This window comes from Kitasatospora sp. NPDC051170 (assembly GCF_044455705.1).
Lineage (GTDB): Bacteria > Actinomycetota > Actinomycetes > Streptomycetales > Streptomycetaceae > Kitasatospora.
In genome coordinates this window covers 432,505-446,502 of record NZ_JBITFA010000001.1, presented here as the reverse complement: position 1 = coordinate 446,502, position 13,998 = coordinate 432,505, and the positions used below count along the sequence as shown (strand labels likewise).

The 13,998-nt window shown below is 73.4% G+C and carries 16 protein-coding genes and 1 pseudogene; 7 read left to right on the top strand and 10 right to left on the bottom strand.

Annotated features, from left to right (window positions below):
* The first annotated feature begins 13 nt into the window (after nt 1-13).
* Nucleotides 14-1,390 carry a DHA2 family efflux MFS transporter permease subunit gene (locus tag ACIBCA_RS02035; RefSeq protein ID WP_396280840.1) on the top strand — a complete coding sequence of 459 codons (1,377 nt, stop codon included), beginning with the start codon at nt 14-16 and terminating at the stop codon, nt 1,388-1,390.
* 21 nt (nt 1,391-1,411) lie between these two features.
* On the opposite strand, the gene ACIBCA_RS02030 is transcribed toward ACIBCA_RS02035, so the two are convergent.
* From ACIBCA_RS02030 to ACIBCA_RS02020, 3 genes are all read right to left on the bottom strand, one after another.
* Nucleotides 1,412-1,831, bottom strand: a complete 420-nt coding sequence (locus ACIBCA_RS02030; protein WP_396280838.1) for a hypothetical protein — start codon at nt 1,829-1,831, stop codon at nt 1,412-1,414.
* A 44-nt stretch (nt 1,832-1,875) separates the two neighbouring features.
* On the bottom strand, nt 1,876-2,472 hold the full coding sequence (locus ACIBCA_RS02025; protein ID WP_396280836.1) for an AAA family ATPase: 597 nt from the start codon (nt 2,470-2,472) through the stop codon (nt 1,876-1,878).
* Between the two features lie 147 nt (nt 2,473-2,619).
* Nucleotides 2,620-3,072: a MarR family transcriptional regulator gene (locus ACIBCA_RS02020; protein ID WP_396281225.1), complete on the bottom strand. Its 453-nt coding sequence runs from the start codon at nt 3,070-3,072 to the stop codon at nt 2,620-2,622.
* 162 nt (nt 3,073-3,234) lie between these two features.
* Here ACIBCA_RS02020 and ACIBCA_RS02015 point away from each other — a divergent pair, with 162 nt between their 5' ends.
* On the top strand, nt 3,235-3,900 hold the full coding sequence (locus ACIBCA_RS02015) for a DUF6304 family protein (RefSeq protein ID WP_396280835.1): 666 nt from the start codon (nt 3,235-3,237) through the stop codon (nt 3,898-3,900).
* A 132-nt stretch (nt 3,901-4,032) separates the two neighbouring features.
* Nucleotides 4,033-4,245 (top strand): hypothetical protein, encoded by a 213-nt coding sequence (locus tag ACIBCA_RS02010; RefSeq protein ID WP_396280834.1) that lies wholly within the window; start codon nt 4,033-4,035, stop codon nt 4,243-4,245.
* 85 nt (nt 4,246-4,330) lie between these two features.
* On the opposite strand, the gene ACIBCA_RS02005 is transcribed toward ACIBCA_RS02010, so the two are convergent.
* From ACIBCA_RS02005 to ACIBCA_RS01980, 6 genes and pseudogenes are all read right to left on the bottom strand, one after another.
* Nucleotides 4,331-4,807 carry a helix-turn-helix transcriptional regulator gene (locus ACIBCA_RS02005; RefSeq protein ID WP_396280832.1) on the bottom strand — a complete coding sequence of 159 codons (477 nt, stop codon included), beginning with the start codon at nt 4,805-4,807 and terminating at the stop codon, nt 4,331-4,333.
* A gap of 54 nt (nt 4,808-4,861) precedes the next feature.
* A pseudogene (locus ACIBCA_RS02000) lies at nt 4,862-5,073 on the bottom strand (IS5/IS1182 family transposase); the annotation flags it as partial.
* 199 nt (nt 5,074-5,272) lie between these two features.
* Nucleotides 5,273-5,902, bottom strand: a complete 630-nt coding sequence (locus ACIBCA_RS01995) for a MepB family protein (protein WP_396280830.1) — start codon at nt 5,900-5,902, stop codon at nt 5,273-5,275.
* Nucleotides 5,903-6,064: 162 nt separating this feature from the next.
* Entirely contained in the window at nt 6,065-6,406 is a 342-nt protein-coding gene (locus ACIBCA_RS01990) for a hypothetical protein (protein WP_396280828.1), read from the bottom strand.
* Entirely contained in the window at nt 6,403-6,720 is a 318-nt protein-coding gene (locus tag ACIBCA_RS01985; RefSeq protein WP_396280826.1) for a MazG-like family protein, read from the bottom strand. Before ACIBCA_RS01985 ends, ACIBCA_RS01990 begins: the two co-directional genes overlap by 4 nt.
* An 82-nt stretch (nt 6,721-6,802) precedes the next feature.
* A complete protein-coding gene (locus ACIBCA_RS01980) occupies nt 6,803-7,477 on the bottom strand; it encodes a hypothetical protein (protein ID WP_396280824.1) in 675 nt (224 codons plus the stop codon).
* 160 nt (nt 7,478-7,637) lie between these two features.
* Between ACIBCA_RS01980 and ACIBCA_RS01975 the strand changes: the two genes are divergently transcribed.
* Nucleotides 7,638-7,886, top strand: coding sequence for a helix-turn-helix domain-containing protein (locus ACIBCA_RS01975; RefSeq protein WP_396280823.1), 249 nt, complete (start codon nt 7,638-7,640; stop codon nt 7,884-7,886).
* Nucleotides 7,887-8,165: 279 nt separating this feature from the next.
* Nucleotides 8,166-9,062 (top strand): JmjC domain-containing protein, encoded by an 897-nt coding sequence (locus tag ACIBCA_RS01970; protein WP_396280821.1) that lies wholly within the window; start codon nt 8,166-8,168, stop codon nt 9,060-9,062.
* A gap of 108 nt (nt 9,063-9,170) precedes the next feature.
* Here the strand turns inward: ACIBCA_RS01970 and ACIBCA_RS01965 are convergent, their stop codons facing one another.
* Nucleotides 9,171-9,302 (bottom strand): hypothetical protein, encoded by a 132-nt coding sequence (locus ACIBCA_RS01965; RefSeq protein ID WP_396280820.1) that lies wholly within the window; start codon nt 9,300-9,302, stop codon nt 9,171-9,173.
* A 258-nt stretch (nt 9,303-9,560) separates the two neighbouring features.
* On the opposite strand from ACIBCA_RS01965, the gene ACIBCA_RS01960 reads away from it, so the two are divergent.
* The gene (locus ACIBCA_RS01960; protein WP_396280819.1) at nt 9,561-12,830 is read left to right on the top strand and encodes a lantibiotic dehydratase; all 3,270 of its coding nucleotides are present in this window, start codon (nt 9,561-9,563) and stop codon (nt 12,828-12,830) included.
* Complete coding sequence (locus ACIBCA_RS01955; protein WP_396280818.1) at nt 12,827-13,984, top strand: lanthionine synthetase LanC family protein; 1,158 nt, start codon at nt 12,827-12,829, stop codon at nt 13,982-13,984. The genes ACIBCA_RS01960 and ACIBCA_RS01955 overlap by 4 nt, the downstream gene beginning before the upstream one ends.
* The last annotated feature ends 14 nt before the right edge of the window (nt 13,985-13,998 follow it).

Sequence of the window (13,998 nt, the reverse complement as noted above, 5' to 3'; positions counted from 1 at the left end):
GGAGTGCCCGCCCATGAGCACCCGCGACACCCGCTCCCCGGTCGACCCGGCCCTGCGGCGACTGACCTACACGCTGATCGTCGGCGCGCTCGCCGTCATCTTCGACACCACGATCATGAGCGTCGCCATCGACGACCTCGCCGGGCAGCTGCACACCCCGCTCGCCACCGTCCAATGGGTCAGCACCGCCTACCTGCTCGCCCTCTCCGCCACCATGCCGGCCGTCGGCTGGGCCCAGGCCGTCCTCGGCGGCAAGCGGCTCTGGCTCCTCGCCCTGGCCCTGTTCCTCGCCGGGTCCGTCCTGTGCGCGGCGGCCTGGAACGCCCCGAGCCTGATCGCCTTCCGGGCCGTCCAGGGCGTCGGAGGCGGCGTGATGATGGTGCTCATGGCCACGCTGGTCATGCAGGCCGCCGAAGGCCGCGACACCGGCAGGACCATGGCGCTGATCACCGTGCCCACGGCCCTCGGCCCCGTCATCGGCCCGGTGCTCGGAGGAGTCATCCTGCACCTCGGCGACTGGCGCTGGATCTTCCTCTTCAACGTCCCCTTCTGCCTCGCCGGCGGCTACCTGGCCCGCCGCAACCTCCCCGAGGACGGGCCGCGCCCCGGCCGCGCACCCCGCCCGGACGTCGTCGGCATGCTGCTCCTCCTGCCCGGCATCACCGCCGTCGTCTACGGCCTCACCCGGCTCGGCGGACCGTTCCTCCCCCTGGGCGCCGTCCTGCTCGCCGGGTACGTCGCCTGGGCCCTGCGCCGCGGAGCCGACGCCCTGCTCGACATCCGCCTCCTCCGCCACCGGGCCCTCGCCTCCTCCACGGCCCTGCTCCTCCTCGCCGGAGCCGCCCTGTACGGAGCCATGCTGCTGATGCCGCTCTACTGGCAGCAGGTCCGCGGCGAATCCGCCCTCGGCGCCGCCCTGTTGCTCATCCCGCAGGGGCTCGGCACCCTGCTCTCCCGCTCCCTCGCCGGCCGGTACATGGACCGCATCGGCGCCCGCCCCGTCGCCCTCGCCGCCTTCGCCGTCACCCTCGCGGCCACCGTCCCCTTCGGCTTCGTCACCGCCACCACCGACGACACCCTGCTGATGGCCGTCCTGTTCGCCCGCGGCCTCGGCCTCGGCGCCGCCATGATCGCCCTGATGGGCGGCGCCTACCTCGGCCTGCGCCACGAGGACATCCCCGCCGCCTCCGGCATCAGCCGCGTCACCCAGCAGATCGGCGGTTCCCTCGGCACCGCCCTCCTCATCGTCATCCTCCAGCGCACCACCGCCGACACCCGCACCCCCGCCGCCCTGGCCACCGGCTTCGCCACCGCCTTCTGGTGGACCACCGCCATCACCGCGGCGGCGCTCCCGCTCTGCCTCCTCCTGCCCCGCCGGGGGAGGGGATGACCCCGGCCGTGCCTCGCGCACTCAGGCCAGTTCCTCCGACACGACATCGGTGGCCCGGCCGCGCCCGTTCGTGGCGACGACGGACAGCGCGTCGAAGGCGGCGTGCCGGGCGACCTCGAACGGGATGCGACGACCGTCGGCGAGCACGGCCAGGCCGGGGTCGTCGGGGTCCACGAACGCCTCCCGCTCCTCGTCCCAGCTCTCGCAGAACATGGCGTCATACCCGTGCACCGCACCGTCGAACAGCTGCCCGTAGTAGTGCAGTTGGAACCGGGTCCGGCCGTCCTCGGAGCGCAGCCGCCCCGCCCAGCCGACTTCCAGTAGCTTCGACCAGAAGCTCTCGGACACGTTGCCGGGCCGCCCCGCCGGCTCGGTCAGGCCGAGCAGGTGTGGCGGCCCGGGACGCGCAGTCGTCCCCGTCATCGGGATCTCGTTCGTCATGCGCCCCATCCTTGGGCATCCGACCCGCGCCCGGGCCATGTCCCTCAGTCGAATTCGAAGCGCGCGGCGGCCTCGGCGGGCGTGGTCGCCTGGCGGCGTCCGGGGACGTCGTGGACGGCGGTTGCACCCTCGGACCGCAGTTGGTCGGCGGTGGCGTGCCGGGCCATGACCGCGGCGTAGGCGCGGACGTCTTCGGCGGTGAGGTCGGTGCGGCCTCGCTTCGCGTGTTGCTGGAGGAGGTCGGTGAGGTCCGGGTCGAATCGCAGCACGGTCACCGGGGCGTTGTAGCGCCTGGCGAGGGCGATGAGTCGTGCGCGCGCCTGCGGGGTGACGTTCGTGGACTCGGCGACGGCGCTGTGCCCGGCCGCGAGCCTGGCGGCGATTCTGCGGTCGCGTTCCTCGAAGATCCGTCCGTCCGCCGCCTCCGAGTCCGCGTCGGCGGGTGACGTGCCGAAGAGTTCCGCGCGGATCTCGTCGCTGGACACCACGACCTCGGTGTCGATCTGCCGACGCTCGATCAGCGCCCGAACGAAGCTCGTCTTGCCCGAGGCGGGAGGGCCGACGAGGATGACCAGTCCTGCGGGCACACGGATCGGCCCGGAGCCGCCCGGCGCGAGAGCGTCGAGATAGTTCTTCGGCATGGGCCCATCCTGCCGTGCGGCGCGTCGGCCCGCCCTGATCATTGACCGTGCGTGGCGAGCAACGGGCAGGGGCGGCCGTTGCGGCGGCGCTCGGAGCGCGCCGCCGCACTTGATCAACACCCCTCGACAAACCTCCGCGGAGCAGCACTAACTGAGGCTGCCGCCCGCGTTCCGGATCATCCGCTGGAGCACCTTCAGCGTGGTGACGTAGTCGGCGTCGTCGATGCCCTGATGGATGCGGGCCCGGATCGCCGGGGCGTGATGCTTGAGACCGACGCGCGCCGCCTCGCCCGCCTCGGTGATCCAGAGGCGTTCGTCGGGGTCGCGGGTGATCCAGCCGCGCTCCAGCAGGACTTCGGCCTCGGCCCTCAGGTCGTCCCCGGGCCGGATGTAGGACCTCATGGCCTGCTGGAGTTCCGGGACGGTCCTGCCGCGGCCGTCGGGCGAGAGGTCGTTCTCCGACAGGTTGCGCAGGAGCCAGAACTGCGGCTGGGTGAACCCCAGTTCGGCCTGCTGCGACCGGGTGAACGCGATGAGGGCTTCGTAGGCCACGCCCGTCCAGTACGCGGCCGGCTGGTCGGCGAGCTCGGCGTCGGACATGTGGTGGGTGGTCAAAACTGCCTCCTCGAACGATCGTTGGTGCAAGTACCGTAGAATCTCAAGCAAGGTTGAGGTCAAGACCGATCTCCGCGTCGCTGCACAGGAAGTCGGCCGGGCCGACTCCCTGTGCAGGAGCACGCGGGGTCATCCCTGTGGAGGTGGATGGTGATCCCGCAGTCTTTCCCGGGCGAGTACGCCGATGAACACGGTGCGGAGCCGGTCACGTGGCGGTTCGAGCCGCTGGACGGAACGCGGATGCTGAGTTTCGAGATTCACGCCACCGTGCGCGGTGTCGACGTCTGCGGGGACAACTTCGACTGGCTGGTACCGGTCGACGTGCCCGCCGCGGTCGAGGCCGGTCTCTCCCTCGACAGCCTCGACTCCCTGACGGCCTGCGTCCTCACCTGTGACTTCCTGTGCACGTTGGAGGGGCCCGAGGGGAATCGGCTGGTCCCGATCCGGTTCGCGGTGGAGCTGAGCGAGGGAGAGGCGTTGCGGAGCGGCGCGTTCGTTCGGCTGTCCATGGACCTCGAGGGGCAAACCTTCTCGGCGGAGGGCGAATGGTTCGAGGACGGCCTGCTCCGGCTGGCCGCCGTACTGCCGGACGGTTTCCGCCTCCGCAGCTGTGTCACGTGTCTGTTCTCCGACTACTCGCCGGCCGGCCAGAGCGTGATGGGAATCCGCTGCCATCGCGATGACAGGGCGCAGTACCTGGCCGTGAGGCGCAAGCACGACTACTGGTCGGTGCCGGTGACGGAGGAGGTCCCGGAGACGTACCTGTGCGGGGAGTTCGAGCCCCGCGTACCCGGAACCGGATACCGGGGCTGAAGCTCCGGACACACCCGGCTACGCGTGGACCGGCCCATTGGGGACGGTGAGGCGGGATTAAATATCTGCGATCAAGGCGGATAGCACCGTATGGTCATGAACCTCCCAAAGGGGAGAGGAGGTTCACCTGAGATGGGACTGTTCAAGGACACGCCGCCCCGCGAGCATCCTGAGTTCACGCAACTGCGCTTCATGGCAGCCGGATCGCCGTCATGGTGGAAGCAGAACCGGCACAAGGTCCTGGCGGTCGCCGGACTCCTCGCCGGGTTCTGGCTCGCCGGACACCACCACGACGCCGCCCCCAAGACGTGCGCCCCTGCGAGCACGTCCGGCACTTCTCGCTGACAGCGGCGCGAAGCCCGGCCCCGCGACCCGCATGGGGCCGGGCCTCGCAGCCCGGTGCCTGGCGATGTCCCGATCCGAGCGTCCGTCACGCGGCCCGGACGCGCTCGACGAGATCGGCGCGGGGTCGCTGGCCGCCGTCGACAGTGCGGTCTCGGCGTCGGACAGGTCGCGGCACCACGCGGAGCGTTCGCCGAGCACGGCGCAGGCCCTGGCCCGCCGGAGGAACAGCAGCGACCGTGTACGCCGATCCCAGCGGCCGGGGAACCTCGCGGCCGGGCAGCCCATCGGGCCACCCGAACAGCTCCATATCGGCGATCGGAACGTCGAAGGCTTCCGCGATCAGGACCTGGGAGTCCAGGCTCGGCTGCTTGCGCCGGTTCTCCCGTCGGCTGACGGCCGTCTTGCCCGCCCCGGAGCGGAGCCCGTGCCTGCGGGCGGCCCGGTCGAGGAGCACGACGAGGTCGCTCTGTGACCACCCGCGCGGTTCACGGGCGTAGGCGAGGGGGTGCCGGATCGGGTCGTCCACGGGGTCAAGATCGATCGTCACGCGCTGCTGCTGCACAGGAAGTCGGCCCGGCCGACTTCCTGTGCAGCAGGGCGGTACCTACCCTCCCGGGCCTGGGCGCAGGGTCATGTAGGCCAGCGGGATCCCGTGGCGGTCGACGGTCAGGTGGTGCTTGGAACCGGGACGGGCGCGATCGACGGGCGAGGGGCCGACGTGGTTCCCCCTTTGAGGGCCCGGACGTGCGAGCCGTCCACGGCGCAGTCGTTCAGGTCCAGCAGATCCGCTCTGCGCAGTTCGGTCAGCAGGGCGGCGTGCAGGCGGGGCAGGAGCGTTGGATCACATCTCAAGAGACCCTGCCATCGATGCGGGCTCCGTTCGCTTGCGAGGATCAGTGTGCTCTCACATCATGATCTTCCTTGACCGCAGCTGCAGATAATTTTGAAACCGTCAGTCAGTGGTCTTGAGGTCGCGGTCCTCCAGGCTGTGGCGGAAGTCGGCGTTAACAAAGCACTACTGGACGAGTCATTCCGAATGATCAGTGGTGGCAGGTGATCCGTGGTGGTGTGACGGCCGGCCGGTGCCGGCGCCGTCCTGCGGGTGGTAGAGGTCTTGGGCGCGGGCCAGGTTGATGGGCCCGTCCTGGTGCAGGTGCAGGAAGAAGCCCAGCTGCCACGCCTGCGCACTGCTGGCCTGGCGGTTGGTAGGGGTCACCCAGGGCGGGTACACGCGGAAGGCTCGTTTCCCACCGGAGCCGTTTGCTGATACGACGCTGTGCCGGCGGAGCGCGTCCATGGGAAAGACGAACTGGCCGAAGTGGTGATCGTCGCGGGTGCTGATGACGAAGAGGTCGACGGGGTCCGCGGCGTCGAAGGGCTGGATGGGCCCGGCCGGGGACCTCTTCCAGACGGTGACGAACTGGCCGACCTTGGTGGGGGTCGTCTTGGCCGCGCGATACCGGATGGCCAGGCCGTCGAGGGTGAACGTGTGGGCGGCGTACTCGGCGCTCTCGGCTTCGGGGACCGGCTGCGAGCAGGTAAACCCGCAGGGATCGTAGACGAGCACCTTCGCCGCGATGAGATCTCCCTGGGCCGGAGCGGTGTCCACCCAGGGTTTGGAGTGGAGATCGGCTGAGTACTCGCGGTCCGTGGTCATGTGCCCAGCCTGTCACGGGCGCTTGGACGCAGTCGGCTCGACCGGGGGGGACACATCGCTCTCGTCGAAGTGATCCGAATGCTGACGGTGTGCCCGGGAACGCGGGCAAGGCGTCCAGGATCGTTGTGTGACGAACAACCTGGACGCCCTGCTGACCGCACTCTACGTGATGATCGACGACGAGATCGGAGGTAGCCGATGGCCGGGCCGGCCGCTGCGGCTGACGGACTCCGAGCTGGTCACCCTCGCCGTCGCGCAGGCACTGCCGGGCTTCACCTGAGCGGTGTAGGGCACCGTGTCGTGCGGCAGCCGGTCGAGGGGCCAGCGGCGCAGCTCCTCGCACTTGTGCGGCTCGGCGGTTTGCAGCCGGCCTTGGTGGCGCGCGGCGCGGAAGAAGAGCTGGAGGCGGCTGCGGCCGTCGTCGGCGTCGAGGTGGTGCAGGGTGTGGACGAGGGTGAGGTCGTGCTCGGCGACGGTGATGCCGAGTTTGAGCGGGGTGGTCACGGGGTGGTGCTCGCTCGGGCGGCGATCGTGTGGAGGTGGTCGGCGAAGAAGCGGCGGGGGTCGCCGCCCATGCGGGCGAGCATGACGAGGGCGGAGACGGCCACGTCGCACGCCTCCTTGCGGACGTCGTCCCAGTCGTGGGAGTGGCCCTTGCGGGGGTTGACGCCGAGGGCTCCGATGACGGCTTCGGCGACTTCTCCGGCCTCCTCCTGGAGCTTGAGGGCCTGGAGGGTCCAGCGCTGTTCGTCGCTGCGGTCGGCGTACGAATCGAGCTGTGCGGCAAGGGAGTTGATGATGGTCCAGGTGTCTTCCACGGGGGAGAGCCTGCCTCTGTTCGAATCGGTCGATCAAGCTGGGAGGTTCCCGGCGAGCCCGGGTCTTTTCGATTGTCCCTACTCAGGAGTCCTGGACGAGAAGCCTGCCCTGGGCGCCGTCCTCGGACACGAGGGCGAACACCCTCGGCGAGGCGCCGAGGGTGAGGCGGAACGGCACCCAGTTCGCGTCCAGTTGCAGCAGGAGCCGCCAGGGGCCGCCGTCCGGCCGGTCGTCGCCCTGGAAGAACAGGGGCGCTCCGCCGATCTTGTCGCCGTCGATCCGGTCGAGGTAGCCGTCCCGGTCGGCGGAGGGCAGGGCTTCGAGTTCCGCGTCCGTCAGGGGATCGGGCTCGTCGACCGGGCGGAGGTCGAGGGAGAACTCCACCGCCGACCCGTCGCGGCCGTAGAGTCCGGGGCCGGTCGCCAGTGGGCGCACCGGGCCGGTGTAGGCCCCGCCCGGCTGCACGATGACGGCGTTCTCGCCGCCGTCGGGGTCGATGACGTCGGGGTCGAAGAAATCGGCCTCCTCGTGGTCGGCGTGAGTCACGAAGACGTAGGCGGTCTTTCCCTCGCCGGCTGCTCCGAGTACCGGGCCCAGCTCGATCTGGGCGACGAACCGCATCGGCCGGTCCCATGCCGCGCTGATCGGCCACTGGGGGCCTGTCCGCCACACGGGCTGGCCGCCGAACTTGGTGGCCGGTGTGTCGACCGGCTTGCCGACCACGGAGAAGCCGTCGATGTGGAGTGATCTCACCATGCCCGGCATCCTGCCAGCGAGGGCGGACATCACGGCCCCGGGTCGCCTCGGTCCTTCGGGTGAGAACGCCTCCGACGCTTGGGGGAGCGGCCGGAGACCGGAAGGCGTGGGCGGAGCGGGAGGAGCTGACGAACCGTTCGTGGGGCGGGATGCTCGGGCTATGAGTGAGGCATCCGAGCGGTTGGCGAAAGCGCTGAAAGAGTTTCGGGAAGCCGAGGGCATCTCTGTGAGGGAGCTCGCTGTGCGGGCCGAGGTGAGCGTCGCGACCATCCGGTGGTACGAAAGCGGCGGTGGGCCGACTCCCGGTCCGTACGTGGCCCGGCACTTCGAGGCGGTCCTCGGCTGGGAGCCGGGCAGCATCCCGAGCAAGGCCCGGGAGTCTGAGGAGGACGAGCCTGCGCCGGAGTGACGAGGCGCCGCACGTCCTGGGGCCGTGGGCCGTTCAGGCGTGCCGGTGTGATCTATCCCACGTCCGCCGGATTTCGCCCGCGGTGGTCGTGAGCCCCGCGGTGGTGGAGCTGCCGACCTGCGGGTTTCGGTGTCGGGCGCGGGGCCGGGCGGGCCGGGAAGGTGGCCTGTTCCCGTTCCGGTCGCGGATGTGGTTCAACCGCTCCCCCTCGTTCATCCGTTCGTCATGGGACGGTCGGCCGTCGGAGCCAGGGCCGGACGAGACGTTGGGAGACGGGCGATGGGGCGAGTGCTGGAGCAACTGGTGGGGGACGCGGGCGCCTTCGCCAAGACGCTGGCGGAGCGCAGGCCGCAGGTGTTCCGGCCGGACGGGTGGCCCGCCGGGCTGCCGCGGCCGGAGGAGTTGGACGCGGTGCTGCGTGGCGGGCTGCTGCGGGTGCCGTACGTGGAGATGGTGCAGGACGGCGAGGTCGTCGCGCCGGAGCGGTTCTGCACCGCCCGTACGGTGGCGGGGCGGCGGGAGGACGGCTGGGCCGACGCCGATCGGATCGGCGCGCTGCTGGGCGAGGGCGCGACCCTGCTGTTGCCGCAGCTGGACCAATGGCACGGCCCCGTACGGGCGTTGGCCACGGACATCGCGCTGCGCCTGGGCCGTCGTACGGAGGCGTTCTGCTTCGCGACGGCGGCCGGGCGGCGCGGCCTGGACGTGCACCGGGACGATGCGGACGTGCTGGTGGTGCAGCTGGCGGGGGAGAAGGAGTGGACGGTCCACGAGGCGCCGGCGGACGGGCGGTGGCGCCCGGGGCTCGCGCCCGAGCCGGGGCCGGTGGCGCTGCACACGGTGCTGACGCCGGGGGAGGTGCTGTACGTGCCGCGGGGCGCGCCGCATGCGGCGGTGGGACGTCAGGGGCTTTCGGTGCACCTGTCGTTCACCGTGCGGGAGGCAGGTGTGGGGCGGCTGCACGCGGCGGTCGGCGAGTTCCTGGCCGACGGCGCGGGAGAAGGGGGCCTGCCCGAACGTCCGGGGACGGACGAGGAGTTGCTGGCGGCGGCCGGTGAGGTGCTGCGGCACAGCCGGGAGCGGCTGGCCGGGCTGACCGCGCAGGAGCTGGTGCGGCTGGCGCGCGGGCCGCTGCCCGTCGCCGAGGCGGACTCGCCCGGCCCGCTGGGCGGCTGATCAGGGGAGAACGCGACCGGGCGCGGCTGCCGCGGACCGTACGAAACGGTCCGGGCAACCGCGCCCGGCGGTACCCGTACTGCTACGGGATCAGGCGGATCGCGCTGATCAGATGCAGTACGGGCGGGTGCAGGAGCCTTCGCACGAGATGCTGAACGCCGCTTCCTCCTGCTCGCCGATCTCGGCGGCGACGAGGTCCTGGACGTCGAGGTCGAACAGCTCCTGCATGTCGTTCGCCATGAGGGTCTCCTTCCGTCGGTGCCGCGACTGCCGCGGCGGACTGCAGCGGACGTTAGGCACTTGTGGTGGGGCCCGACAATGACTGCACTCGGATGAATAGGCGAATTCAGCCAACTATTGATGACTTCTGATCAACCGTGGACAGGTTTCGACCGCCGGGATACAACGAGCCGACGAGGACACAAGGCACGAAGTACGACACACGAGTCACGACACACACGTCACGACGCACGAGTCACGAGGCACGGGGGCGGCACGGTGGGCAAGAAGACGCGCGGGACGGCCCGAGACACGCTGTTCACCGCGACCGGTCCCGTCCTGCTGCGCACACCCGCCCTGGCCAGCCCGCACCGGTACGCCGCCGGGCCGGGCGAGGAGGGCCCCGCCGCCTACCTCGCCGAGGCCGCCGCCGACCCGGTGCTCCGCGAGGCGATCGAGGTCTCCAGCCCCTCCCTCGCCGACGTGCTCGACCAGGCAGCCGCCGCCCTACGCCCCGCAGCCACCGCCGCCCTGCGCCCCGCCTCCGCCGCCCTGCACCCCGCCACCGTCGCCCTGCGCCCCGCCGCCGCGGGCCGCGCCGCCGAGGCCGTCGGGCGCTACCGGCTGCGGATGGCCACCCGCCCCACCCCCTTCGGGCTGATGGCCGCCGTCGCGGCGGGCCGCTTCGACGCCCGGGCCAAGGTCCGCTGGGACGGCGCCGAGCGCCGCACGTTCCGCCCCGACCTCGGCTGGCTGCTCCCGCTCCTGGACCGGTTGCGCACCGAGCCGCCGGTCCTGGCCGGGCTGCGGCTGGCCGCCGACCAGCAGGTCGTCCTGCGCGGCGACCGGCTCGTCCTGCCCTACCTGCCCGAGCGGGGAGCCACCGCCGCCGGGGACGCGCAACCCGTCACCGAGCGGACCGTCCGCGCCACCGCCGTCGTCCGGTCCGCCCTCCGCCACGCCGCCCGACCGCTGCGCCACGCCGACCTGCTCGCCGCGCTGGCCTCCGACTTCCCCGCCGCCCCGGCCGAGGCGGTCGCGGGGCTGGTGCGCACGCTCGTCGCCCAGGGGTTCCTGCTCACCGACCTGACACCGCCCTCGGACAGCACCGACCTCCTCGGCCACGTCCTCGGCCGGCTGCCCGACGGGCACCCGGTGCGCGCCGAACTCGCCTCCGTACGAGACCTGTTGGCGCAGGCCTCCGCCTCGCCGCGCGGGCAGGCCACCGCCGTCCTGCGCGAGGCACGGCAGCGGATGACCCGCCTCAGGCCCACCGACCGACCCCTCCACGCCGACCTCGCGCTCGACGCCGAGGTGGTCCTGCCCGAGCAGGTCCGCACCGAACTGGAGCACACCGCCACGGTGTTGTGGCGACTGTCGCCCCCGGCCGCCGCACCCGAGCACCTGCGCGCCTACCACGCCGAGTTCGTCGAGCGGTACGGCACCGACAGCCCCGTCCCGCTCGCCGAACTGCTCGACCCCGACACGGGCCTCGGCCCGCCCGCCGGCTACCGGCGCCCGGCGGGCGCCCGGGGCGCGGCGAACCCGCAGCCCGCCCGCGCCCGCACCGACGCCGAGGCGGCGCGCGACCGCCTGCTGGCCGAACTCGCGGCGGGCGCCCTCGCCGACCGGGAGCCCGGCGGGCCGCTGCCCGAGGTCGTCCTCGACGACGACCTGCTCGCCCGGCTGGTCCTCCCGCAACCAGAGGGCGCCGCCGACACCCCGCCGGCCTCCATGGAGCTGTACGCCGAACTCGCCGCCGACTCGCTCGACGCCCTCGACGACGGGCGCTTCCGCCTCGCGCTCTCGCCGACCGCCGGCAGCGACCGCGCCGGAGCCACCTTCGGCCGCTTCGCCGCGCAGCTCGGCGGCGGCACCTACCTCGGCGGTGCTGCCCACCCCGGCGGTGCTGCCCACCCCGGCGGTGGCACCCACTCCGGCGGCGGCGCCCTCCTGGCCGCAGCCGCCGGCCTCGACGACAGCGAACTCCTGCACGCGCACCTGGAGTTCACCCCCTACCGCGCCCGCCACGCCAACATCGCCCTCACCCCGCGCTGGCTCGACCACCGCGTGAGCGTCAGCGCCTTCCCCGAGGACGGCGGCCCCGCCGTGATCCCGCTGGACGACCTCGTCGTCCTCGCCGACCCCGAGCGCCTCAGCGTCCACTCCCGCAGCCTCGGCCGCGAGATCCGCGCCACCGCCCACCACGCCCTCAACCTGCGCACCGGCGCCCCCAACGCGGCCCGCTTCCTCCAGGAGGTCGCGCTCACCGGGCAACGCCCCTGGCAGCCCTGGGACTGGGGCGCCGCCGCCAGTGCCCCCGCGCTGCCCCGCGTGCGGCGCGGCCGGGTCGTCCTCGCCCCCGCCGCCTGGCGCCTCACCGACCCGGTGCCGCCCGCCGACAGCCCGTACGAGCAGTGGACGGACGGCCTCGCCCGCTGGCGCCGCCGCTGGGGCGTCCCCGCCGCCGTGCGGCTGCTCAGCGGCGACCAGCGGATCGGCCTCGACCTCGACGACCCCTGGCACCTGCGCCTCCTGCACAGTCAGACCCGCTCCGGGCGGCCCACCGTGCTCCAGGAGGACCTCGCGGGTGACGGCGGCTGGCTGCGCGGCCACGTCACCGAACTCGTCGTCCCCCTGCGCCGCGCCGCACGCCCGGCCGCCGCCCCGGCACGCCGGCCACTGCCCGCCGCCCACCCCCGTACGCCCGAACTCCCCGGCGGCCCCTGGCTGTTCGCGAGAATCGCCGCCACCGAGGCCCGCCACGACGAGATCCTCGCCGACCACCTGCCCCGCCTCCTCGCCGCCCTGCCCGGCGCCGCGGACCGCTGGTTCTTCATCCGCTACCGCGACCCCGCCCCCCACCTGCGGCTGCGCTTCCACGGCACCCCGCCCGCCCTCGCCGCCGACCTGCTGCCCGCCCTCCACGACTGGGCCCACGACCTGCGCCGCGCCGGGCTCGCCGCCGACCTGCGGCTCGACGGCTACGCGCCCGAGACGGACCGCTACGGCGGCCCCGAGGCCCTCGCCCACGCCGAACGCGTCTTCCACGCCGACAGCCTGGTCGCCCTCGAGGCGCTGCGCCTGGCCCGCGCCGCCCGTACGGTGCCCGGCGCACTGCTCGCCGCCGTCAACCTCACCGCCACCGCCCGGGACTTCCTGGCGGCTCGCGAGGCCGCGCCGCCCGTCGGGGCCTGGATCGCCGCCACCTACCCCAAGTCCGAGCAGCACCATGAGGCGTTCCGCACCCACCGCACCGCCGCCCTGCGCGCCATCGGCCCCGACGGCCCCGCCATCCCCGGCGGCGGCCTCCTGCCCGCCGACCCCGCACTCACCGCCGCCTGGCAGGAGCGCGCCACCCGCCTCGCCGCGTACGCCGCGCACCTCACCCCGGACGCCGCAGGCCCGGCCCTCGCCTCGCTGCTGCACATGGGCCACAACCGCCTCATCGGCATCGACCGCGAAGCCGAACGCCGTGCCTACGCACTCGCCCGAGGCGCCCTCGAAGCCCACCGCACCCGCCCGACCGCCACGGAGGAGCGCCGATGACCCCCGCCGAAGCGGTGGAGGCCGTCGCCGCCCGACTCGCCCGCCCCGAAGCCGCCCTGACCCCCGGGCTCGGCGCCGGCCACAGCGGCGCGGCGCTCGCCCTCTCCGTCCTGGCCGGCGAGGACCCGGCGCTGCGCCGGGCCGCGCACGGACAGCTCGCGGCGGCGGTCAAGGCCCCCGGGGCGATGCGCGGAGGCGGCCTCTACTCCGGCGCCGCCGCCGTGGCCTTCGCCGCCCGCACCATGGCGCGCGGCCCCGGCGAGTACCGGGGCCTGCTGGACGCCCTGACGCCCCGGGTCGCCGAATCCGCCGCCGGACGGGTCGCCGCGCTGCGCGCCGACCTGGCGGCGGGCGCGGGACTGCGGGCGCACACCTTCGACACCGTCTCGGGCGCCGCGGGCCTCGGGCGGCTGCTGCTCGCCCTGGACCCGCACGGACCGGCGCTCGCCGACCTCCTCGCCGCCCTGGTGGAACTGGCCGCACCGACCGGCAAGGCACTGCCGCGCTGGTGGACCGCCGGCGGCCCGGGACTGCCCGGCGCGGACCCCGACCACCCCCGCGGCCACCTCAACCTCGGCCTGGCACACGGGATCCCGGGCCCCCTCGCCCTGCTGTCCCTGGCCCGCCTCCACGGCGTCCAGACGCCCGGCCAGGACGAGGCGATCGAGGCCCTGGCACTCGAGCTCGCCGCCCACCGCCTGCCCACCGGCGGCTGGCCGATGACGGTACGCATCGAGGACGCCGAGTCGGGCCGCCCACCCGCCGACCCACACACCCGGGCCGCCTGGTGCTACGGCACCCCCGGCACCGCCCGCGCCCTCCACCTCGCCGGCACCGCCCTCGCCCGCGACGACTGGCGCGCCACCGCCGTCACCGCCCTCGCCACCACCCTGGCCGCCCCCGCCACCTGGCACCTCTCCGGCCCCGGCCTCTGCCACGGCACCGCCGGCCTGCTCCGCATCACCCACCGCATGGCCGAGGACTCCACCACCCTGGCCGCCCACCTCCCCGCCCTCACCGCCGCCACCACCCGCGACCTCACCACAGCCCTCGCCACCGGAGAACCCGCCACCCTCCTGGAGGGCACCGCCGGCGCGGCCCTCGCCCTCCACCCGTCTGACGGGAACTGGGACGCCTGCCTCCTCCTCAGCTGAGCCGGCCCGGGCCC

Coding starts and splice junctions, on each gene's coding strand:
- ACIBCA_RS02035 (WP_396280840.1), top strand. CDS start 14: ATGAGCACCCGCGACACCCGCTCCCCGGTCGACCCGGCCCTGCGGCGA.
- ACIBCA_RS02030 (WP_396280838.1), bottom strand. CDS start 1,831: ATGACGAACGAGATCCCGATGACGGGGACGACTGCGCGTCCCGGGCCG.
- ACIBCA_RS02025 (WP_396280836.1), bottom strand. CDS start 2,472: ATGCCGAAGAACTATCTCGACGCTCTCGCGCCGGGCGGCTCCGGGCCG.
- ACIBCA_RS02020 (WP_396281225.1), bottom strand. CDS start 3,072: ATGTCCGACGCCGAGCTCGCCGACCAGCCGGCCGCGTACTGGACGGGC.
- ACIBCA_RS02015 (WP_396280835.1), top strand. CDS start 3,235: ATGGTGATCCCGCAGTCTTTCCCGGGCGAGTACGCCGATGAACACGGT.
- ACIBCA_RS02010 (WP_396280834.1), top strand. CDS start 4,033: ATGGGACTGTTCAAGGACACGCCGCCCCGCGAGCATCCTGAGTTCACG.
- ACIBCA_RS01995 (WP_396280830.1), bottom strand. CDS start 5,902: ATGACCACGGACCGCGAGTACTCAGCCGATCTCCACTCCAAACCCTGG.
- ACIBCA_RS01980 (WP_396280824.1), bottom strand. CDS start 7,477: ATGGTGAGATCACTCCACATCGACGGCTTCTCCGTGGTCGGCAAGCCG.
- ACIBCA_RS01975 (WP_396280823.1), top strand. CDS start 7,638: ATGAGTGAGGCATCCGAGCGGTTGGCGAAAGCGCTGAAAGAGTTTCGG.
- ACIBCA_RS01970 (WP_396280821.1), top strand. CDS start 8,166: ATGGGGCGAGTGCTGGAGCAACTGGTGGGGGACGCGGGCGCCTTCGCC.
- ACIBCA_RS01965 (WP_396280820.1), bottom strand. CDS start 9,302: ATGGCGAACGACATGCAGGAGCTGTTCGACCTCGACGTCCAGGACCTC.
- ACIBCA_RS01955 (WP_396280818.1), top strand. CDS start 12,827: ATGACCCCCGCCGAAGCGGTGGAGGCCGTCGCCGCCCGACTCGCCCGC.